Source organism: Streptomyces sp. NPDC008001 (assembly GCF_042958085.1).
Lineage (GTDB): Bacteria > Actinomycetota > Actinomycetes > Streptomycetales > Streptomycetaceae > Streptomyces.
Genome location: NZ_JBIBIZ010000004.1, coordinates 499,800 through 521,129, shown reverse-complemented (window position 1 = coordinate 521,129; position 21,330 = coordinate 499,800). Strand labels below are relative to the sequence as shown.

The window sequence follows — 21,330 nt, the reverse complement described above, 5'->3', positions numbered from 1 at the left end:
CGGCGCCGCCGGGGGGCGGGGCGGCGCATGGGGCGGCGGGCGAGGAGCCGCATGGGGCGCCGGAGGCGGCTCCTTCGGGTTCTTCCGCTTCTCCTCCGCAGGCTTCCGGTTCGTCTTCTGCTTCACAGGCTTCCGGTTCGTCTTCTGCGCCGCCTCATGCGGATTCTTCTGTGCCGCCCCATGCGGACGGAGTGCCGGGCGACGAGAAGGACGCCCTGGCGGCGCTGGCCGACGCCGAGCGCCGCACGGCGGACAGTCACACCAAGGCTCTCGGCTCCGCCCCGCCCGAACTCGCCAGGCTGCTCGCCTCCGTGGCAGCTGCGGGGGCGGCCCATGCCTACCTGCTGGGGAGCGACTCATGACCGGGACCGCCGGTACCCGCGCGCCGAAGGACCCCGCCGCGCGCCGGGCCCTGCAGGCCGCCCAGGCCGCGCTCTCGGCCGAGCATGCGGCCGTGTACGGCTACGGGGTGGTCGGCGCGCGTGCGGCGCAGGAGCGGGCGGCAGAGGCCCGCGAGGCGTACGCGGCGCACCGGGCCCGGCGGGACGCGATGAGCCGCGCCGTGCGGGACCTGGGCGGCGTGCCGGAGGCCGCGGCCGCCGGGTACGCGCTGCCGTTCGCCGTCAACGACGCGGATGCCGCCGTGCGGCTGGCGGCGGAACTGGAAGCGCGCGTCGCGGCGGTGTACGCGGACCTCGTGGGCGCCGCCGGCGGTGCCCTGCGGGGCGAGGCCGCCGGTGCGCTGAAGGAGGCGGCGGTACGCGCCGTGCGCTGGCGGCACGGCGGCGGCGTAGCCTTCCCTGGGCTCACGGAGCGAAATGCTTCGGCCACGCCCGGCGTGTCACCGGACCGCACTTGACCGGCAAGGACGAAAAGGACAGCACAGGGATGAGCAACGCCGACGACCGCTTCGTGCCACCGGAGCGGCTTGTGCGGGCCCTGGGCTCCGGGCCGGCGGACGGGGCGGAGCGGCAGTGGCTGGCGTCGCTGCCCGAGCGGGTGAGTGAGTTCGCGGAGCGCTGGGAGTTGACGCCCGAGCGGGTGCATCTGCCGGGCGGGCGGAGCAGCGTGGTCGTCCTCGTGCGCCTGCCGGACGGCACGGGCGCCGCGCTCAAGCTGCAGAAGCCGGGCGCGGACGCCGAGTCGGAGCACGCGGCGCTCACGCGCTGGAACGGCCTGGGGGCGGTGCGGGTCCTGCGCGCCGAGCCCGCGGCGGGTGCGCTCCTCCTGGAGCGGCTCCAGGCCGATGTGAGCCTGCGGTCCCTGGCGGAGGCGAAGGCCGTCCTGGAAGCGACCGCGACGCTGCAACGGCTGTGGGTACGACCCGCAGAGGGCCGTTCCTTCACGACGGTGGGCGACCACACGGCCCGGCTCGCCGAGGTGCTGCGAAAGCAGTCCGAGGAGCCGTGGGCGGCCGACGTACGGACCGTCGTCGACGAGGCGCTGGAAGCGCGGGACGCGCTGACGGCCGGCTCCGGCGAGGAGCCGTCCCTGCTGCACGGCGAGTACCAGCAGGGGAAGGTGCTGGCGGGTGACCGTGCACCGTGGCTGGCCGTGGGCCCCAGGCCGCTGGTGGGCGAGCGCGCCTACGACCTGGCGTGGCTCGCCCTGGACCGCGTCGACACCCTGATGGCCTCCCCCGGCGCCGCCGCGATCGCACGCCGGCGGGTGGCCAAGCTGGCCGACGCCCTGGACGTCGACCCCAACCGCCTGCGCGACTGGACCCTCTTCCGCGCGGCGGAAGCGGGCGTCCGCGAACTCGCCCACGGCGCCCGCGCACGGGGCGAACTCCTCCTGGAGTTCGCGGGGATGCTCTGAGGAAATGCTCTGACGGCGGCGTGGGGCGGGGCTGGAGCTGCCCCATGCGGACCGGACGGGGCCGCCCCATGCGGCCGGGGCACGGAGCCCCGGCCGCCTTTCTGCAGTCCGTCAGCTGAGCGCGCTGAGGCGCTCGATCGCCTCGGCGACCGGCAGCTCCTCACGGGTGCCCGTACGGCGGTCCTTCAGCTCGACGATGCCCTGGGGCGCGCCACGGCCGACGACCAGGATGGCCGGAATGCCGATCAGTTCGGCGTCGGTGAACTTCACGCCCGGGGAGACGCCGGTGCGGTCGTCCACGAGGACGCGGACACCCGCCGCGCCCAGCTTGTCCGCCAGTTCCAGGGCGAGTTCGGTCTGGACGGCCTTGCCGGCCGCGACGACGTGGACGTCGGCGGGCGCGACCTCCCGGGGCCAGCACAGGCCGGACTCGTCGTGCGTCTGCTCCGCGAGGGCCGCCACGGCGCGCGAGACGCCGATGCCGTACGAGCCCATGGTGACGCGGACCGGCTTGCCGTTCTGCCCGAGGACGTCGAGGCCGAACGCGTCGGCGTACTTGCGGCCCAGCTGGAAGATGTGGCCGATTTCGATCGCCCGCCCGATCTCCAGGCCCGCCCCGCAGCGGGGGCAGGGGTCACCCGGCTCGACCACGACGACGTCGAGGTACTGGTCGACCTCGAAGTCCCGTCCGCACACCACGTTGCGGGCGTGCTTGCCGGGCTTGTTGGCGCCGGTGATCCACGCGGTGCCGGGCGCCACGCGCGGGTCGGCGATGTAGCGCACGCCGAGGCCCTGCGGGCCGACGTAGCCCCGTACGAGGTCGGGCCGGTCCGCGAAGTCCTCGGCGGTGACCAGCTCGACGACCGCGGGCGCCAGGTGCTCCCCCAGCTTGCCCAGGTCGACCTCGCGGTCCCCCGGCACGCCGACAGCGGTGATCTCGCCGTCGACCTTGACGAGGAGGTTCTTCAGGGTGGCGGAGGCCGGCACGCCGAGGTGGGCCGCGAGCGTCTCGATGGTGGGGGTGTCCGGCGTGTCGAGCTCCTCGACGGCCCCGTGCCCGGCGGGGTCCGCGGGGCTCACGACGACGGTCACGGCCTCCGTGTTGGCGGCGTAGTCGCACTTGGGGCAGTCCACGAAGGTGTCCTCGCCCGCCGCGGCGGGCGCCAGGAACTCCTCGGACGCCGAGCCGCCCATGGCACCCGACACGGCCGAGACGACGCGGTAGTCGAGGCCGAGACGCTCGAAGATGCGCGTGTACGCCTCGCGGTGCAGGCGGTAGGACTCGGCGAGCCCTTCGTCGGTGGTGTCGAAGGAGTACGAGTCCTTCATCTGGAACTCGCGCCCGCGCAGCACGCCGGAACGGGGGCGGGCCTCGTCCCGGTACTTCGTCTGGATCTGGTAGAGGATCACGGGCAGGTCCTTGTAGGACGTGCACTGGTCCTTGACGGTGAGGGTGAAGATCTCTTCATGGGTGGGGCCCAGCAGGTAGTCCGCGCCCTTGCGGTCCTTGAGGCGGAAGAGGAGGTCGCCGTACTCCTCCCAGCGCCCGCTCGCCTCGTAGGGCTCCTTGGGCAGCAGCGCAGGAAGCAGGACCTCCTGGCCCCCGATGGCGTCCATCTCCTCCCGCACCACGCGGGAGACGTTGTCCAGCACCTTCTTGCCGAGCGGCAGCCAGGTCCAGACACCGGCGGACGAGCGGCGGACGTAGCCGGCGCGGACCAGCAGCTTGTGACTGGCGGTCTCCGCGTCGGCCGGGTCGTCGCGCAGTGTCTTCAGCAGCGTCGCGGACATGCGCTGGACATGGGCCATGGTCGGTCTCCTGGCAAGGCGTAGGGAATTGCCAGGAGCCTAGCGGGAGCCGGGGGCGCCCCTGAAACGAGTTCTCGGCGGCGGTGGCGGCAGCCGCCCCATGCGCAAACGTTGGGTACCCCAACAGAGACGCTGCAGCCTCGCACAAACCGTAGGACACTCCAACGATCCCGGAAGAGCCTCCTTTTCCCGGGGCCCTCAGCCGAGCAGCGGCAGCGGCGCCCCCATCACCACGTACGGGCTCGGCGCGCTCGGAAAGTGCACGGGCCGTGCCAAGTCGCGGTATCCGAGCTTGCGGTACAGGGCGCGGGCGGGGGATTCGGTGTCGATGGCCGAGAGGATGGAGCGGGGCTCGGCAGCGCTGTCGGTGATCGTGGTGATGAGGGACCGGCCGATGCCTTGTTTCTGGAAGCCGGGATGCACGTGCAGTTCGGTGATGACGAAGGACTCGTCGAGCCAGCCGTCGGCGCCGGTGGCGCGCAGGTACGGTTCGACGACCCCCGACCACCAGTGGCCGCGGTCGTTCGGCATGCCGTAGACGAAGCCGACGAGCCGCCCGCTGCGGGTGGTCGCCCCGAGGGCGCGGGCACCGCGGGAAGCGAGGTGGCGCAGCACGATGTGGCGCCGTACCGCGATCTCTTCCTCGGTGAGCCCGAAGGCCAGTGCCTGCACGGCCAGCGCGTCGTCGACCCGCGCGGCGAGGTCGAGGGGACCGACCACGATGTCATCCATGCGGGGAGGCTACCCGTCCGTTCGCCGCGCAGGGGGCCGGGCGGCTCAGAACAGCACGCTCATGAACGCGCCGGTCTCCTCGAAGCCCACACGCCGGTACGCGGCCCGTGCGGCGGTGTTGTAGTCGTTGACGTAAAGGCTGACGACGGGCGACACCTCGGCGAGGGCGTAGCGCAGGACGGCCGCCATGCCGGTGACGGACAGGCCGCGGCCGCGGTGTTCGGGGGCGACCCAGACGCCCTGGATCTGGCAGGCCTGGGGGGTGGCGGCGCCGATCTCCGCCTTGAAGACGACCTGGCCGTCCTCGATGCGGGCGAAGGAGCGGCCGGAACCGACGAGCTCGGCGACACGGGCCTGGTAGAGGAGGCCGCCGTCGCCGGCGAGCGGGGAGACCCCGACCTCTTCGGTGAACATGGCCACGCAGGCCGGCATGACCACGTCTATCTCGTCCTTGCGGATGCGGCGGACGAGGGGGTCGGGCTCGATGCCTGCCGGCATGGCGCGGGCGACCATGAGGGGCTGGTGGGCACGGACCTCGCGCGCGGGGCCCCAGTGGGGCTCGAGGAGCGACCACAGTGCGGCAGTGGCCTCCGCGGGGCCGACGATGGACGAGCAGCGGCGCCCCGAGCGGCGCGCACGCTCGGCGAAGGCCGCGACGGCCTCGGGGCCCGCACAGATGGGGACGAGGTTGGCACCGGCGTAGCAGAGGGATTCGAGGCGCCCGCCCGAGTACCAGCCCCACATCTCACCGCCCAGCCGCCAGGGGTCGAGGCCCGCGACGTGGACGCGGGCGGCGACGAAGGCGTTGGCGACGGGATCACGGTCGAGGACGGCGAGAGCGGCCTCGATGTCGCCGGGCTCCAGGACCTTGGTGGTGGTCGTCGTCAGCACGTGTGGTTTTGCCTCACCGTCGCGGGGCCCGAGGCCATGAGAACAGGTCTTGGAACTGTACCTCCCAGCCCTCCGGCGTACCCCCTCGCGGCCCGCATGAGGCAGGAAACAGCGGTGCCCCGCCCCGTGCAGGACGGGAGGCGGGGCACTGCCCCGTGCGGAGGTGCACGGGGCGGTCATGCGTGGGCGCACGGGGCGCGGGCGGAGCGGTCAGCCGCTGACGCTGATCTCGGGCTCGCCGGAAGCGACGCCGTCCTTCTCCATCTGCTCGGCGATCTTCAGGGCTTCCTCGATGAGGGTCTCCACGATCTTCGACTCCGGCACGGTCTTGATGACCTCGCCCTTGACGAAGATCTGCCCCTTGCCGTTGCCCGAGGCCACGCCCAGGTCGGCCTCACGCGCCTCGCCCGGGCCGTTCACCACACAGCCCATCACCGCGACCCGCAGCGGCACCTCCATGCCCTCCAGACCGGCGCTGACCTGGTCGGCGAGCTTGTACACGTCCACCTGCGCACGGCCGCACGACGGGCAGGAGACGATCTCCAGCCGGCGCTGGCGCAGCCCCAGGGACTCCAGGATCTGCATGCCGACCTTGATCTCCTCCGCCGGCGGCGCCGACAGCGAGACCCGGATCGTGTCGCCGATGCCCTCCGACAGCAGGGCGCCGAAGGCCACGGCCGACTTGATCGTGCCCTGGAAGGCGGGGCCGGCCTCGGTCACGCCCAGATGCAGCGGGTAGTCGCACTGCGCCGCCAGCAGACGGTACGCATTGACCATCACCACCGGATCGTTGTGCTTGACCGAGATCTTGATGTCGCGGAAGCCGTGCTCCTCGAACAGCGACGCCTCCCACAGCGCCGACTCCACCAGCGCCTCAGGCGTCGCCTTGCCGTACTTCTGCAGCAGGCGCCGGTCCAGCGACCCCGCGTTCACACCGATCCGGATCGGGGTGCCCGCATCGGAGGCCGCCTTCGCGATCTCCTTGACCTTGTCGTCGAACTGCTTGATGTTCCCCGGGTTCACCCGCACCGCAGCACACCCCGCGTCGATCGCGGCGAACACGTACTTCGGCTGGAAGTGAATGTCCGCGATCACCGGGATCTGCGACTTCTTCGCGATCACCGGCAGCGCATCCGCATCGTCCTGCGTCGGACACGCCACCCGCACGATCTGGCAGCCCGAAGCCGTCAACTCCGCGATCTGCTGCAGCGTGGCACCGATGTCCGACGTCCTCGTCGTCGTCATCGACTGCACCGAGACGGGTGCGTCGCCTCCGACGGCCACGGAGCCGACCTGGATCTTGCGGCTGACCCTGCGGTCGGCGAGCTTGATCGGAACGGAAGGCATTCCAAGCGAAATCGCAGTCATGTGGCGAGCAACCCCAAGGTGTGAATCAAGGTCCCGAGATCGGCGGGCTCCGCTTCGAGATTACGGCACCCGGTCCGTTCGAGGCACATCCCACCATGGAGGCCCCTCAAACACGGACGACCGGCCACAAGCTCCGGCCGGTCGCCACAAACGGGTGTTTGTCCCCACTCCGCGCTAGGTGAGCCGCACGGGGTTCACCACGTCCGCGATGAGGACGAGGAGAGTGAAGCAGATGAAGATTCCCGCCACCACATAGGCGACCGGCATCAGCTTCGCGACGTCGAACGGCCCCGGGTCGGGGCGGCGGAACACCTTGGCGAACGTGCGCCGCACGGACTCCCACAGCGCCCCGGCGATGTGCCCGCCGTCCAGCGGCAGCAGAGGCAGCATGTTGAACAGGAACAGCGAGAGGTTGAAGCCGGCGACCAGGAACAGCATGGTCGCGATCTGCTGCGACGGCGGGATGTCGAGGTTGAACACCTCGCCGCCGACCCGTGCCGCCCCCACGACACCCATAGGGGAGTCGGCCTTGCGCTCGCCGCCGTCGAACGCGGCGTTCCACAGGTCCGGGATCTTGCCGGGCAGGGCGATCAGCGACTCGACGCCGGACTGCACCATGTCGCCCATACGGTCGACGGACTGGCCAAAGGTCTGCGGCACGACGCCCGTGGCGGGCGCGAAACCGAGGAACCCGGCCGTCACGTACTGCCCCTTGATGGGCATGCCCTTGCTGTCGTACTTCTGGACCTGGTTGGAGATGAGGTTCGCGCTCAGGGTCTTGCGGACGCCGTCGCGCTCGACCGTGACGGTCGCCGGGCCGGTGGTCTTGCGGATCTCCTTCTGGAGCGTGGCCCAGTCGGCCGTACGGTGCCCGTTGAAGGCCACGATCTTGTCGCGCGGCCTGAGGCCGGCGGCCTTGGCCGGGGAGTCCGGGTTGCCCTTGCCGCACTTGTCGGTCGGGGCGCTGGCGGCGACCACGCACTCGGAGACGGTCGAGACCGTCGTCGTCTGCGTGCTGATCCCGAAGGACATCATCACGCCGAGGAAGATCGCGACGGCCAGCACGAGGTTCATGAACGGGCCGGCGAACATCACGATGACGCGCTTCCACGGCTTGCGCGTGTAGAACAGCCGGCTGTCGTCACCGGGCTGGAGCTCCTCGAAGGCGGCCGAACGGGCGTCCTCGATCATGCCGCGCCACGGCGAGGTGGAGCGGGCGGTGATCCGTCCGTCCGCACCGGGCGGGAACATGCCGATCATGCGGATGTAGCCGCCGAGCGGGATGGCCTTGACCCCGTACTCGGTCTCGCCCTTCTTCCGCGAGAAGATCGTCGGCCCGAAACCGACCATGTACTGCGGCACGCGGATGCCGAAGAGCTTCGCGGTCGACAGATGGCCCAGCTCGTGCCAGGCGATCGAGAAGAGCAGGCCCACCACGAAGACGACTATCCCGAGGACCGTCATCAGGGTTGTCATGCGCGGGCCTCCGAGGTCGCCTTCGCGGTACGGGCCGCCGGGGCCGTCCGCGCTGCCAGTTCACGGGCCCGGGCGCGTGCCCAGGCCTCCGCTTCCAAGACGTCCGCGACGGTGAGGCGGGTTCCCGTGGTGGGCGTTCCGTGTTCCGCCACCACCTCCGCGACCGTATCGACAATCCCGTTGAACGGCAGCCCGCCCGCCAGGAAGGCATCGACGCACTCTTCGTTGGCGGCGTTGAAGACGGCGGGCGCCGTGCCGCCCAGGCCGCCGACGTGCCGGGCGAGCCCGACGGACGGGAAGGCATCGTCGTCGAGCGGGAAGAACTCCCAGGTGGAGGCCGTGGACCAGTCGAAGGCGGGCGCCGCGTCCGGGATCCGCTCCGGCCAGCCGAGGCCGATCGCGATGGGGCCGCGCATGTCGGGCGGCGTGGCCTGGGCCAGCGTGGAGCCGTCGACGAACTCCACCATCGAGTGGACGTAGGACTGCGGGTGGACGACGACCTCGATGCGCTCGAAGGGGATGTCGTACAGCAGGTGGGCCTCGATCACCTCGAGGCCCTTGTTGACGAGGGTGGCGGAGTTGATGGTGATGACCGGCCCCATGGACCAGGTCGGGTGGGCCAGCGCGTCCTGCGGGGTCACGGAGGCCAGCTCGGCCTTCGTACGGCCCCTGAAGGGCCCGCCCGAGGCCGTGACGACCAGCTTGCGGACCTCGGCGCGCGTGCCGCCCAGCAGCGCCTGGAAGAGCGCGGCGTGCTCGGAGTCCACGGGGATGATCTGCCCGGGCTTGGCGAGAGCCTTCACCAGAGGGCCGCCGACGATGAGCGACTCCTTGTTGGCCAGCGCGAGCGTCCGGCCGGCCTCCAGGGCGGCCAGGGTCGGCGCCAGGCCGATCGAGCCGGTGATGCCGTTCAGGACGGTGTGGCACTCGCTGCGCGCCAGCTCGGTGGCCGCCTCGGGGCCCGCGAGGATCTCGGGCTGCGGTTCCGCCCCGTACTGCGCCGCCAGCGCCTCGCGCAGCGCGGGCACCGTGTCGGTACGGGCCACGGCGACGGTGCGCACCCGCAGCTGCCGCGCCTGCTCGGCGAGGAGCCCCACGCGGCCGCCGGCGGCCGACAGGCCGGTCACCCGGAACCGGTCGGGGTTGCGGAGCACGAGGTCGATGGCCTGGGTTCCGACCGAGCCGGTCGACCCGAGGATCACGATCTCGCGCGGTCCGCCCGCGGGGGTCGGGGCGGAGTAGCGCAGGTGCGGGTCAGCAAGGGAGTCCGTCATGGGCTCCATTGTTGCCTCTTCCGCACGAAGGGCGGACAGGGAGCCCCCGCCCGCCCGCCGGTGGGTGACATCCGCATGGGGCGGAAGACCGGCTGCACGGGGCGGGGGCGTCCGTATGGGGCGGGTGTCCCGCACGGGGCGGGGGAATGCCCGCACGGGGCGGGAGACACCGCATGGGGCAGGCAAGGCCCGCATGGGGCGGGCCACGCCAGCATGAGGCAGCAGAGCTCAGCGGATGGGGCGGTGCACGTTGTCCGTCTTGGCAGGGCCGGGGGTGGCGTCCGCGATCCAGGGGCCGTCGCCGCTGGGGTCGAGGATGCCGGCCTCGAGCCACTCGTACGACCCGGACATCACGCCGGAGACGACCTTGCGGTCGAGGTCGTCGGTGTTGGTCCACAGCCGCCCGAAGAGCTCCTCGGTACGGATACGGGCCTGCCGGCAGAAGGCGTCTGCGAGCTCGTACGCCTCCGCCCCGTGCTCGCCCTCGGCGCGCTGCCGCTCCGCGCGGACGCATGCCGCGCTCATCGCGAAGAGCTCCGCTCCGATGTCGACGATGCGGCCCAGGAAGCCCTGCTTGGTCTCCATACGGCCTTGCCAGCGCGACATCGCGTAGAACGTGGAGCGCGCGAGTTTGCGCGAGGAGCGCTCCACGTAACGCAGGTGAGTGGCGAGGTCGCGGTGGCCCGCGGGGTGGAATTCGGCGTAGGTGCGCGGGAGCTGCCCCGGGCCGGTGACCAGCTTGGGCAGCCAGCGGGCGTAGAAGCCCCCTGCGCGGGCGCCTGCGCGGGCCTTGTCACCCAGGGACTTCTCGGGGTCGATGAGGTCGCCCGCGACGGAGAGGTGGGCGTCCACGGCCTCACGGGCGATCAGCAGGTGCATGATCTCCGTGGAGCCTTCGAAGATGCGGTTGATGCGGGCGTCGCGCAGCATCTGTTCGGCGGGCACCGCGCGCTCGCCCCGTGCCGCGAGCGAGGCGGCGCTCTCGTAGCCCCGGCCACCGCGGATCTGCACGAGTTCGTCGGTCATCAGCCAGGCCATTTCGCTGGCGTACAGCTTGGCCAGGGCGGCCTCGATCCGGATGTCGTTGCGGTCCTCGTCGGCCATCTGGCCCGACAGGTCGAGGATGGCCTCCAGGGCGAAGGTGGTCGCCGCGATGAAGGAGATCTTCGAGCCGACCGCCTCGTGCTTGGCGATGGGCTTTCCCCACTGCTCGCGCGCCGTGGACCACTCCCGGGCGATCTTCAGCGCCCACTTGCCGCCGGCGACGCACATGGCGGGGATGGACAGCCGGCCGGTGTTGAGCGTCGTCAGGGCGATCTTGAGCCCCGAGCCCTCCGGACCGATGCGGTTGGCGGCGGGGACGCGCACCCGGTGGAAACGCGTGACGCCGTTCTCGATGCCGCGCAGACCCATGAAGGCGTTGCGGTGCTCGACGGTGACGCCCTCGGCCGTGGCCTCCACGACGAAGGCCGTGATGCCGCCCTTGTGGCCTTCGCTCCTGGGCACCCTGGCCATCACGACGAGCAGGTCGGCGACGACGCCGTTGGTCGTCCAGAGCTTGACGCCGTCGAGGATGTAGTCGTCCCCGTCGGGGACCGCGGAGGTGGCGAGACGGGCGGGGTCGGACCCCACGTCGGGTTCGGTGAGGAGGAAGGCCGAGATGTCGGTACGGGCGCAGCGCGGGAGGAAGGCTTCCTTCTGCTGCTGCGTACCGAAGAGCTTGAGCGGCTGGGGCACTCCGATGGACTGGTGGGCGGAGAGCAGCGCGCCGACGGCCGGACTGACCGAGCCGACGACGGCGAGGGCCTTGTTGTAGTAGACCGAGGTGAGCCCCAGGCCCCCGTACTTGGTGTCGATCTTCATGCCGAGGGCTCCGAGCTCCTTGAGCCCGTTCACCGTCTCGTCCGGGATCCGCGCCTCGCGCTCGATGCGGGCGGGGTCGATGCGCGTCTCGCAGAAGTCGCGGAGCTTGGCGAGGAACTCCTCGCCTCGCCGTACGTCCTCCAGGGCGGAGGACGGGTGCGGGTGGATCAGATCGAGGCGGAACCGGCCGAGGAAGAGTTCCTTGGCGAAACTGGGCTTCTTCCAGTCCTGTTCCCGGGCCGCTTCGGCGACCTGGCGTGCTTCGCGCTCGGAGACCGGTCGTACGGATGGTGCGGTCATGAGGCACCTCGCCGCTTCAGTCGGGGCCGTCCCGGTCGGCTACCGACCGGTACTACTGGACCGTATGTACCCGATCCTCCCGGCATCTACCAGACCTCGCGCAACGATCCAGCCCGGGGGCGCGGCGGTGGCTCGGGGGTGGCACGAGGCGGCATGGGGCCGCAGGCATGAGGCGCGGGGCCGGACCAGCGGAGGCTGAGGCGGAGGGCCTGAGGGAGCCGGTGCCTGGGGCCGGGGCCCGGGGCCGCTCAGTGACCCGTGCCCGGCGTGACCAGACCGCTCTCGTAGGCGACGACGACCGCCTGGGCCCGGCTGCACAGCCCGAGCTTGGCCATGGCGCGGTTGAGATGGGTCTTGACGGTGGCTTCGCTGATCACGAGCTCGGCGGCGATCTCCGCGTTGGACAGGCCCCGTGCGGTGAGGCGGAGCACCTCGACCTCCCGGCCGGTGAGCGCGTCGAGAGCGGTTCCGGACAGGGCGGAGGTGCCCGCATCCGCCCGACGGGTGAATGCCTCGACGAGGCGGCGTGTGACGCTCGGCGCGAAGAGGGTGTCGCCCCCTGCGACCGCCGTGACGGCGGCCAGGAGCCGCTGCGGCCCCGCGTCCTTCAGCAGGAAGCCTGCCGCGCCGGCCCGCAAGGCCGCGTACACGTACTCGTCGAGGTCGAAGGTGGTCAGCACCAGGACACGGGGCGCCGGGGGCGGTGCGTCGCGGAGGATGCGTTCTGTGGCGGTGATGCCGCTGAGGTCGGGCATCCGGATGTCCATAAGGATCACGTCCGGCCGGTGCACGGCGGCGAGCGCCACGGCCTCCTCGCCGCCCGAGGCCTCGGCGACGACCTCCATGCCGGGTGCAGCACGCAGCAGGGCGGCGACGCCGGCGCGGATGAGCACCTGGTCGTCCACGACGAGGACGCGTATGTCCCCCGTGCCGCCCGCCTCAGGCGCCTTCGTCTCGTCGGCCTTCCCCGTCATCCCCCGCCGTCCCTCTCCCGTGCGCCGCCGGCTGCAAGGGAAGGGTGAGCCGGACCTCGAACCCGCCCTCGTCGCGCGGGCCGGCGGCCAGGGTTCCCCCGTAGATCCTGGCGCGCTCGCGCATGCCGATCAACCCGTGCCCGCCCGGCGGTCCCGGGATGGCCGGAACGTTTCCCCGCCCGTCGTCGGTGACCCGGACGGACAACTGGTTCGGCAGGTACTCCACGTGGACGGTGGCCCGCGCGGGGCGGGCATGCTTGATGACGTTCGTCAGTGCCTCCTGGACGACGCGGTACGCGCATAGGTCCGGCCCCTGTGCGAGCGGCCGCCGCTCCCCCACGATCCGCAGCTCTACCTCCACCCCGGCTGCTCGTACGCGCTCGGCCGTGTCCTCCAGCCGGTCCAGGCCGGGTGTCGGCTGGTACGGGCCCTCTCCGGCGTTCTCACCGACGCCCTCGGGGCCGACGCGCAGTACGGCCAGGAGCCGGCGCAGTTCTTCCAGGGCCTCGCCGCTGGCGGCCGAGATGGTGCCGAGCGCGCCGCGGGCGGTGCCGGGGTCGGCGGTGAAGACGTAGTGCGCGAGGCCCGCCTGAACCGAGATCACCGACATGTGGTGAGCCACGACGTCGTGCAGTTCCCGCGCGATGCGGACCCGCTCCTCGGCCACGGCCCGGCGGGCGTTCTCCTCGCGCTCACGGCGGAGCTGTTCGGTCAGCTCGGACAGGGTGCGGTTGCGGGCCGCCAGCTTGCGGGCGTTGTCCCCGAACTTCCACATGATGAACGGCACGACGAGCGCCTGGGCAACGGCCGTCGTGATGTCGTTGCTGCGAGCGAGCAGTGCCCCCAGCACCCACACCGCGGCGAACACGGTGCCGCAGACTGCGGCATGGGCTGTACGGCGCATGGAGGCGACCGTGTACAGCGCCAGCATCAGGGCCGCGCTGTTGACGACCGGCCAGAAGCCGGCGGCGATGTACCACAGCCACAGAGCGGTGGCACCGGCGAAGACCGCCACTGGGGCGGACCGGCGGGCGGCGAGGAGGAGATTGATGATGCAGATCAGCGTGTAGCCCAAAGCATTGGGCCGGTCCCAGTACCAGCCCTCCGGCGGGCGCTCGCTGGCGAGCAGTAGCGCCACGACGGTGAACCCCAGCGCCAACGGCACGTCCAGCACCGCCCTCGGCCAGCCCGCGACATGTCCTTCCAGCGCCCGAACCGTCCGCATCGCCGCAGCGTAGCCGCCCTGGTGACGACTCGGCATCGATCAGGCGGAGGCTGTCCCGCCTACGGCGCTGGTTGGAGAATCCCGGGCGGCTACCGCATGGGTTGAGGGCGGAATTCCACCCGTTACGGGACGACCGGCGCGCAGGCACTCCGTACCGTCGGTGGAGTCGGCCGACAGCAGGTCACGGGGGAACGGCCGGCGGAACGGGGGATCCACGGGGGAACGCAGTGCGCTCCGTACTCCGGCGACGGGCTGCGGAGCGCACTGTGCGGGCCTGGGGCGACGGGGGCGACGGCATGAGGCGGCGCGGTCGGCATGAGGCGGCATGAGGCGGCATGAGGCGGCAGCAGGATCCGCCTCATGCCGCGGCATGGGGCGAGTCGGGGCCTGTGTCGGGCTACCGAGCGCCCCATGCGTCCGCATGGGGCGCCCAAGCCCTGCGCACGAGGCCACGTCGCTCGCGCATGGAGCAGGCAGGGCAGGTGGTTGGGGAACGGTCAGTGGCCGACCGTCAGCACGATCTTCCCGGAGGTACGACCCGTCTCCCCCAGTTCGTGCGCCTTGCCGGCCTCGGCGAGGGGCAGGACAGCCGCGATCTCGGTACGCAGACGCCCGGACTCGACGAGTTCGCTGATGCCCCGCAGGCCCGCCAGGTCGGGCTCGACCAGCATGCGGGCAGCGCGGATGCCGCGGTCGCGGGCCTCAGCCAGAACCGGCTCCTCCAGAGGAAGCAGGGAGACGAGCGTGCCGCCGGGGCGCAGAGTACGCAGGGAACGGGCCGGATAGTCGCCGCTGATGGACTCCACGACGACGTCGAGGTCCTTCAACTCCTCGGCGAAGTCCTGCTCACGGTAGTCGATGAGCTCGTCGGCACCGAGGCCGCGCAGGAAGTCGTGCTTGGCGGCGCTGGCCGTGCCGATGACGTATGCGCCCCGTGCCTTGGCGATCTGGACGGCCAGGTGGCCGACGCCCCCTGCCGCGGCGTGGATCAGCACCCGCTGGCCCTCCGTGACCCCGGCCGTGTCGACCACGGCCTGCCAGGCAGTGAGGGCGGCGAGGGGCAGGGCGGCAGCCTGCACGTGGTCGAGGCCCCGGGGCTTGGGGGCGAAGTGCCGACTGGGCGCGACGACGTACTCGGCGTAGGCGCCCGCCGGGTGCGGGAAGCGCGGCATGCCGTAGACCTCGTCGCCCGGGGCGTACAGGGTCACGCCGTCGCCGACCGCTTCGACGACGCCGGAGACGTCGAAGCCGAGTCCGAAAGGCGGGATCTCGCCCGTGTAGTAGAAGCCGCGCGTCCGGGTCTTCCAGTCGACCGGGTTGACCCCTGCGGCCCGCACCCGCACCAGGATCTCGGTGGGTCCCGGCACGGGGCGGTCGGTCTCGACCAGTTCCATCACCTCGGGGCCGCCGGCGGTCTCCTGGCGGATGGCGAGCATGCGGGCGGGGGTCGCGGTCATGGTGTCGCTCCTTGCAGTCGTGCCTTTCGATGTCCCCAGACTCGTGGAGATCGCTTACGGCAACGAGTGGCCTGACTGCCATGGTTCGCAAAGATCGGGCCACGAGGCCGAGGCGGCCGACCCGGGAACGCCGACGGCCGAGGCGCGCTCGCTGCGCACCTCGGCCGTCCGGTGGGGCTCTGCTGACTACAGGGGCGGGGCCCCTCCTAGAGGGCCAGGCCCGTCAGGACGAGCACCCGCTCGTAGGTGTAGTCGTCCATTGCGTAGCGCACGCCCTCGCGCCCCACGCCGGACTGCTTGGCGCCGCCGTAGGGCATCTGGTCCGCGCGGTACGACGGGACGTCGCCGATGATGACACCGCCGGTCTCCAGCGCGCGGTGCGCCCGGAACGCCGTCTGCAGGTCGTGCGTGAAGACACCGGCCTGCAGACCGTACGGCGAGTCGTTGACCGCGGCGAAAGCGGCCTCCTCGCCCTCGGCCTTGGTGATCGTGAGAACCGGGCCGAAGACCTCCTCACAGGCGATGGTCACGTCGGCCGGCACGTCCACGAGCACGGTCGGAGCGTAAGTGGCGCCGTCACGCTTGCCGCCGGCGAGCAGAGTGGCGCCGTTCTCCACAGCCTCGTTCACCCAGGACTCGACGCGCTTGGCGGCGTCCTCGCTGACCAGCGGGCCGACGTCCGTCGTGGCGTCCGACGGGTCACCGGTGACCTGCGCCTCGACGGCGGCGACGACCTTGGGCACGAGGCGCTCGTACAGCGAGGCGTCCGCGATGACCCGCTGCACCGAGATGCAGGACTGGCCGCCCTGGTAGTTGGAGAAGGTGGCGATGCGCTGCGCGGCCCAGTCGAGGTCTTCCTCGGAGGACCAGTCGGCGAGGACGACGGCCGCGCCGTTGCCGCCGAGCTCAAGGGTGACGTGCTTGCGCGGGGCGGAGTCGAGGATCGACCAGCCCACCGGGCCGGAGCCGGTGAAGGAGATGACCGGCAGACGCTCGTCCTGGACGAGGGCGGGCATGCGGTCGTTCGGGACCGGCAGCACGCTCCAGGAGCCTGCCGGAAGGTCCGTCTCGGCCAGGATCTCGCCCAGCACGAGGGAGGAGATCGGGGTCGCCGGCGCGGGCTTGAGGATGATCGGCGCACCGACGGCGATCGCCGGGGCGACCTTGTGGGCGCTCAGGTTCAGCGGGAAGTTGAACGGCGCGATGCCGAGCACGGTGCCGCGCGGGAAGCGGCGCGTCAGCGCCAGGCGGCCGGTGCCGCCGGCGTCGGTGTCCAGGCGCTGGGCGTCGCCCGCGTTGAAGCGGCGTGCCTCCTCGGCGGCCCAGCGGAAGACGGAGACGGCGCGGCCGACCTCGCCGCGGGCCCACTTGATGGGCTTGCCGTTCTCGGCGGAGATGAGCTGGGCTATCTCCTCGGCGCGCTCGGTGAGCCGCTTCGCGACGTGGTCGAGGGCGGCGGTCCGCACGTGGGCGGGCGTCGCCGCGAACTCCTCTCGTACGGCGTGCGCGGCGGCAACGGCCTCCTCGACCTGTGCCTCGGTGGGCACGCTCACGGTGCCGACGAGACGGCCGTCCCAGGAGTTCGTGACGTCGAAGGTCTCCTCGCCGGTGGCCTCGCGGCCGGCCAGCCAGAACGCGTGGGGAGCAGTCACAATCCCGGCCCTTCCCAAGTGGTGTGGATATTGCTCCCCCACCGTAGGGGCGGGCAGGCCCGACGCCGATTGTCCGTGGTGGAGCAGTACTCCGGGAGGGAGCACCGCAATGGCGGGGTAGGCGGGGCCTCTCGCAGGCTCCACGGCCTTCCTGCTCCCTGGGCCAGAGCCACCCTCACTCGGGCCCGCGCTCAGCTTGGCTCCGGGGGCCGTGGGAGCGCATGAGGCCTGACGGCCTCGCCGCATGGGGCCGGGCCTGAGGAGGCAGGCATGGGGCCCGGCATGAGGCCGTCCTGCCCGCGGCCTGAGCCGCCCCTACTCCTGGCCTGGCGCCGAGGTCGCCTTCAAGGCCAGCCACAGCTCCATGCGGACGTCCGGGTCGTCGAGGGAGCGGCCCAGGATCTCCTCCACTCGGCGCATGCGGTAGCGCAGCGTGTGGCGGTGGACGCCGAGGTCCGCCGCGGCCGCGTCCCACTGGCCGTGGCGGGAGAGCCAGGCCCGCAGGGAGGCCACGAGATCTCCACGGCCTGTGGCGTCGTGCTCCCGGAGGGCCCGCAGCATCCCGTCCGCGAAGGCGCGTACGGCGTCGTCCGCGAGGAGCGGCAGAACGGAGCCGGCGGCGACCTCCTCATGCTCGACGAGGACCCTGCCGCGGCGGCGTGCGACGGAGAGCGCCTGCTCCGCCTGGCGGAAGGCTGCCGCGGCGGCGATGGGCCCCGCCGGGGCGGAAAGGCCGACGACGAGGTCGCAGGCGGGTGCCGAGGCGCTGCGGTCCCGCGGCCGGGCCTTCGTCCCGCGGCGTTCCTCGATGGCGCGGGCGTGCTCCCCGCAAGCGGCCGCCACAGCTCCTCCGTCGGGCGCCAGGACGACGAGCCGGCCGCCGTCCGGGACGATCAGCAGGGGTTCCGCCACCCTGCCCGCTGCCGTCTCCAGGGTGTCCGCGAGCACGGCGAGCGGGTCCACAGGGGCCTCGGTCTCCCCGTCGTGGGCCGCAGTCTCGGCATCGCCGGGTGCCTCCACCGCCTCCGCGACGATCATTCGGAAGGGCGCGTCCAGCAGGCCGCCGTACAGGTCGCCGGCGACGGCCCGTGCGTGGTCCGGCTCGCCGGCCAGGAGCATGCGCAGCAGTGCCGCGCCCAGCCGCTGCTCCGCCTCCTGCAGGGCCCGCGAGCGCTCGGTGGTGAGGGTGAGCAGAGCGATGGCGGAATGCACGGCGTAGCGTTCGGCGGTGCCCAGAGGCGCGCCCGTCCCGACGGCGAGGACTCCGCGTGCGCGCCGCCCGGAGCCGAGGGACTGCAGTTCCACCCGGTCGGCTCCCTCCTCGGCGGGATCCGTGCCCAGGACTGCCGTTGCGGGCGCGGGGCGCTCCCGCAGCCGCTCGACGTCCGCTCCGAGGCGCGCGGCACGGCGCGCGGCCCACTCGGGCGCTGCGGCCACGACGGCGCCCGAGGCGTCGTACAACGCTGCCCAGCCGTCGAGGTGCGCGGCGAGCCTGGCGACGAGGGCGGCCGGGCCTTCCGGCCCGAGGGCGGCCCTGGTCAGTTCGCGCTGGGCCTCGAAGCCGGCCGTCACCGCCCGGTACTGGTCAGCTGCAATGGCGGCCGACACTGCCTTGGTGATGGCGATGAACGGCGTACGGCGGGGCACCTCGAGGAGCGGCAGGCCCTCTGCTGCCGCCGCCCCCACCAGTGCCTCGGGCACCGTCTCGTAGTTGACACCGACCGCGAAGCCCAGGCCCACGACGCCGGCGCGCACGAGGCGGCGGACGTACTGCTGCATGGCCTCGGGGTCCTCCGCGTCGATCTTCAACGCGGTGATCAGGAGCAGCTCGCCGCCGTCCATCCACGGCACAGGGTCGGCCAGCTCGCTGACGTGCGCCCAGCGGACAGGCCTGTCCAGGTGGTCCTCCCCCGCGAGCACGGTGAGTTTCAGCGCGGAGTGGTGGACGAGTGAAGCGAGCGTCGGGGGCATGGCACCTTCGGAGGGGGCGTCGCGGCAACGGTGCCGTCACGTATGAACTGCTGTGACCGATTCTGCCTCAGTGGAGCAATCGCGGGGAACGCGAGCCGGTTCACCGCTGCAGATCGACCAGCACCGGAGGCGCACTGGCGCCCCGTACGGAGGTCACGGACAGCACCGCGTGCCCCGCGGGCACACCGTGCGCCAGCTCGGAGGCGGACCAGCGCTCCCGCTCCACCTTGCGCACCGTCACGGACTGGGCCGTGACCGCGCGGCCCGTGACCAGCCTGCGCACCACATGGGTGACCCGGGTCAGCGGCTCATGGGCGATGATCTGGCGGTCGGTGACGTCGCGGGTCTCCACCCACTCCTTGCCCCACACCTCGGCGAAGCGCGCCCCGTCCCACGTGGTGACGCCGGAGAACGCCATACGGCAGCCGACGGCACCGAGCAGGGCGCTGCGTAGGGCCTCGGGCACGTCGTCGAGCGTGCGGAGGGTGAGCACTGCCCCGGCGTTCGCGGAACGGAGCCGCGCCAGGCCCCGTACCGCCTCGTGGGTGACGGCATGGGTGGCGTCGTCCAGGACGAGGCAGGCGAAAAGGGAACGGTCCCCTCGGGCGACCGCGCATTCCGTGAACTGAGCTAGGACGAGCCTGGCCAGCATCCGCGACGCCTCGGCGTGCCCGCGCTCGGGCAGATCGATCCGGACGCGCAGCGGGTGCTCGAGGGCGCGCAGCGAGAACGTGCGGGAGGGCGTCGCGGTGTCGAAGAAACGGGCGAAGGCGGGGCGGTCGAGGAGTGCGAGACGGTCGGCGAGCATGGGGCCGGCGTCGCCGGGACGGTGGGCCTGCCGTTCACGTGCGTCGACCTCCCGGATGAGTGCGTCGTGTCCTGTGTCCGCGAGAGCGGTGCGCAGGGCGCCGACCGCGGAGGGCGAGCCGTCCAGGAGCTCACGCAGTTCGGGGACGGACGGGAAACGCCCGTGGGCGGCCCGGTAGGGGCCGAGGATCTGGGACAGCACCGTCGCCGCCCGGCGGCCTCCTTCGCCCGGCAGCGTGGCGGTGAGGTCGCCCACGAGGCCTTCGGCGAGGACGGCCGCGGCCTCGTCGGGGTCGTCGGTGCCGCCGTACAGATCGAGGTCGTACGCGGAATCCTGCCGGCCGATCCGCACCACGACGTCGAACGCCTCGTCGGGCGCCAGCCCCGCCCCCGCCGCACCGACCGCCACGACGGCCGCCCGGCCGGCGAGGGCCTGCAGGCACAGCGACTCCAGCACGGGGCGGACCAGCCGGTCCGTCTTGCCGCTGCCGGGCGGGCCGACGGCGAGCAGGGACGTGCCCAGCAGGCCGGGGTCGAGGGCGCAACCGGCACCGCGGTGGACGTACGGATTGCGTTCGTCGTCGACTGCGGTGCCGATGCGCACCTGCCGGGTGACGAGGTCGTGGCGCGCGGCGCGGACGGGAAGGTCGCGGGCACCGGAGGGATGCGCGCAGGCGGCCGCCCCGTGCCGCAGGACGGTTTCGGTGAAGGCGGCGAGCCGCCCCGGCTGTACGCGTACGGACTGCCAGGCCCGCTCGATCCGCGAGTGGTCGACGTCGTTCATCAGCCCGGCCCGGGCCTCCGCACCGAGCCGGTCCGCGGCCTCGTGCGCTCCCCCGGCGCGCAGCTGCGGCCAGTCGGCCGGGTCCTGGCGGGAGCCGCCCACAGCGGCAGGAACCACCCCGCCGTCGTCCCACAGCCGCGAAAGGAGCGGTGCGACGTACCGCCTCCAGACCTGGGGCCAGCGCCCCAGGCGGCCGAAGACGACGAGGAGCGCGCCGAGGCAGATGGCGTAGTAGATGTAGGCGGTCCACACCGCCGCCATGCCCTTGTGCCAGGAATCGGGGGTCAGGACGGTGAGGGGCCAGACCCAGTACGTACCGAGGTAGCCGTTCCACAGCAGAGATCCCAGCAGCCAGCCGCACAGCAGGGCGATGACCGCTCCGCTGAGGAGCTGCCGGCCAGGGATGCGGTCCGGCTCCTCCGGCGGCTTGGGGCGGTAGCCGTAGGCCCAGATGCCGGGACCGGCCGGGATGCGCGAGGCACGGAGCCAGGTGAGGAACGGGGACCGCTCGCGCGAGACCGCCCCATGCGCTGCCCCGTGCGCCGCCCCGGACTGCTGTGGCGCGGTACGGGGCGGAGGCGGCGCCTCCACAGGCGTGGAGGATGGCTCCCCGAGCGGCATGAGGGGGGGTGCTCCGAGCGGCATGGGGGGCACGGCATGGGGCGGGGGCGGGGGCTCCGGCGAACCCGGCTGCTGACGGGGCCAAGGCGGGGCGCCGGCCGTCGGCGCAGCCGCATCGGCCGCCCCGTGCGGCGGACCGCCTCGTGCGCCCGGTGCGTCGTACGTGCCCTCGTGCTCCATCGCTGCCCCTCGCCCCCCGCCGGCCGGTTCCGTGCCTCTCGTCCGAGCGGACCTCGTCCAAGTGCGCGCCGCAGCTCAATCTAGTGGCCCGGCACGGCGAGTTCAGCGCCCCGGGCCGGGCCGTTGTC

16 protein-coding genes are annotated in these 21,330 nt (G+C 72.4%); 3 read left to right on the top strand and 13 right to left on the bottom strand.

All coding sequences use genetic code 11. The annotated features are described in order from the left end of the window. Positions 1–170 precede the first annotated feature (170 nt). From ACFZCD_RS13925 to ACFZCD_RS13915, 3 genes are read left to right on the top strand one after another with little or no spacing between them, the layout of a single operon-like run. The gene (locus ACFZCD_RS13925) at positions 171–362 is read left to right on the top strand and encodes a hypothetical protein (protein ID WP_391830295.1); all 192 of its coding nucleotides are present in this window, start codon (positions 171–173) and stop codon (positions 360–362) included. Beyond that, entirely contained in the window at positions 359–859 is a 501-nt protein-coding gene (locus ACFZCD_RS13920; RefSeq protein WP_391830293.1) for a ferritin-like domain-containing protein, read from the top strand. The genes ACFZCD_RS13925 and ACFZCD_RS13920 overlap by 4 nt, the downstream gene beginning before the upstream one ends. 29 nt (positions 860–888) lie before the next feature. After that, positions 889–1,818 carry an aminoglycoside phosphotransferase family protein gene (locus ACFZCD_RS13915; RefSeq protein WP_391830291.1) on the top strand — a complete coding sequence of 310 codons (930 nt, stop codon included), beginning with the start codon at positions 889–891 and terminating at the stop codon, positions 1,816–1,818. Positions 1,819–1,929: 111 nt separating this feature from the next. On the opposite strand, the gene ACFZCD_RS13910 is transcribed toward ACFZCD_RS13915, so the two are convergent. The 13 genes from ACFZCD_RS13910 to ACFZCD_RS13850 all read right to left on the bottom strand — a co-directional run bounded on the left by ACFZCD_RS13910 (position 1,930) and on the right by ACFZCD_RS13850 (position 21,202). Beyond that, positions 1,930–3,627 carry a proline--tRNA ligase gene (locus tag ACFZCD_RS13910; RefSeq protein WP_391830289.1) on the bottom strand — a complete coding sequence of 566 codons (1,698 nt, stop codon included), beginning with the start codon at positions 3,625–3,627 and terminating at the stop codon, positions 1,930–1,932. 198 nt (positions 3,628–3,825) lie between these two features. Then, positions 3,826–4,359: a GNAT family N-acetyltransferase gene (locus ACFZCD_RS13905; protein ID WP_391830287.1), complete on the bottom strand. Its 534-nt coding sequence runs from the start codon at positions 4,357–4,359 to the stop codon at positions 3,826–3,828. Between the two features lie 45 nt (positions 4,360–4,404). Continuing rightward, on the bottom strand, positions 4,405–5,250 hold the full coding sequence (locus ACFZCD_RS13900) for a GNAT family N-acetyltransferase (protein WP_391830285.1): 846 nt from the start codon (positions 5,248–5,250) through the stop codon (positions 4,405–4,407). Positions 5,251–5,460: 210 nt separating this feature from the next. Next, positions 5,461–6,618 carry a flavodoxin-dependent (E)-4-hydroxy-3-methylbut-2-enyl-diphosphate synthase gene (ispG, locus tag ACFZCD_RS13895; protein WP_391830283.1) on the bottom strand — a complete coding sequence of 386 codons (1,158 nt, stop codon included), beginning with the start codon at positions 6,616–6,618 and terminating at the stop codon, positions 5,461–5,463. A gap of 174 nt (positions 6,619–6,792) precedes the next feature. Continuing rightward, positions 6,793–8,094: a M50 family metallopeptidase gene (locus ACFZCD_RS13890; RefSeq protein WP_391830281.1), complete on the bottom strand. Its 1,302-nt coding sequence runs from the start codon at positions 8,092–8,094 to the stop codon at positions 6,793–6,795. Further along, on the bottom strand, positions 8,091–9,368 hold the full coding sequence (dxr, locus tag ACFZCD_RS13885) for a 1-deoxy-D-xylulose-5-phosphate reductoisomerase (RefSeq protein ID WP_391830279.1): 1,278 nt from the start codon (positions 9,366–9,368) through the stop codon (positions 8,091–8,093). Before dxr ends, ACFZCD_RS13890 begins: the two co-directional genes overlap by 4 nt. Positions 9,369–9,596: 228 nt before the next feature. Then, positions 9,597–11,531, bottom strand: a complete 1,935-nt coding sequence (locus tag ACFZCD_RS13880; RefSeq protein ID WP_391830277.1) for an acyl-CoA dehydrogenase family protein — start codon at positions 11,529–11,531, stop codon at positions 9,597–9,599. Between the two features lie 248 nt (positions 11,532–11,779). Beyond that, positions 11,780–12,505, bottom strand: coding sequence for a response regulator (locus ACFZCD_RS13875; RefSeq protein ID WP_391830275.1), 726 nt, complete (start codon positions 12,503–12,505; stop codon positions 11,780–11,782). After that, on the bottom strand, positions 12,471–13,730 hold the full coding sequence (locus tag ACFZCD_RS13870) for a sensor histidine kinase (RefSeq protein ID WP_391830273.1): 1,260 nt from the start codon (positions 13,728–13,730) through the stop codon (positions 12,471–12,473). Before ACFZCD_RS13870 ends, ACFZCD_RS13875 begins: the two co-directional genes overlap by 35 nt. 497 nt (positions 13,731–14,227) lie before the next feature. Further along, positions 14,228–15,187, bottom strand: coding sequence for an NADP-dependent oxidoreductase (locus ACFZCD_RS13865; RefSeq protein WP_391830271.1), 960 nt, complete (start codon positions 15,185–15,187; stop codon positions 14,228–14,230). A gap of 206 nt (positions 15,188–15,393) precedes the next feature. Then, a complete protein-coding gene (locus ACFZCD_RS13860) occupies positions 15,394–16,839 on the bottom strand; it encodes an aldehyde dehydrogenase family protein (RefSeq protein ID WP_391830269.1) in 1,446 nt (481 codons plus the stop codon). Between the two features lie 315 nt (positions 16,840–17,154). Next, on the bottom strand, positions 17,155–18,810 hold the full coding sequence (locus ACFZCD_RS13855; RefSeq protein WP_391830267.1) for a PucR family transcriptional regulator: 1,656 nt from the start codon (positions 18,808–18,810) through the stop codon (positions 17,155–17,157). A gap of 100 nt (positions 18,811–18,910) precedes the next feature. Then, positions 18,911–21,202 (bottom strand): ATP-binding protein, encoded by a 2,292-nt coding sequence (locus ACFZCD_RS13850; protein WP_391830265.1) that lies wholly within the window; start codon positions 21,200–21,202, stop codon positions 18,911–18,913. Positions 21,203–21,330: the final 128 nt, after the last annotated feature.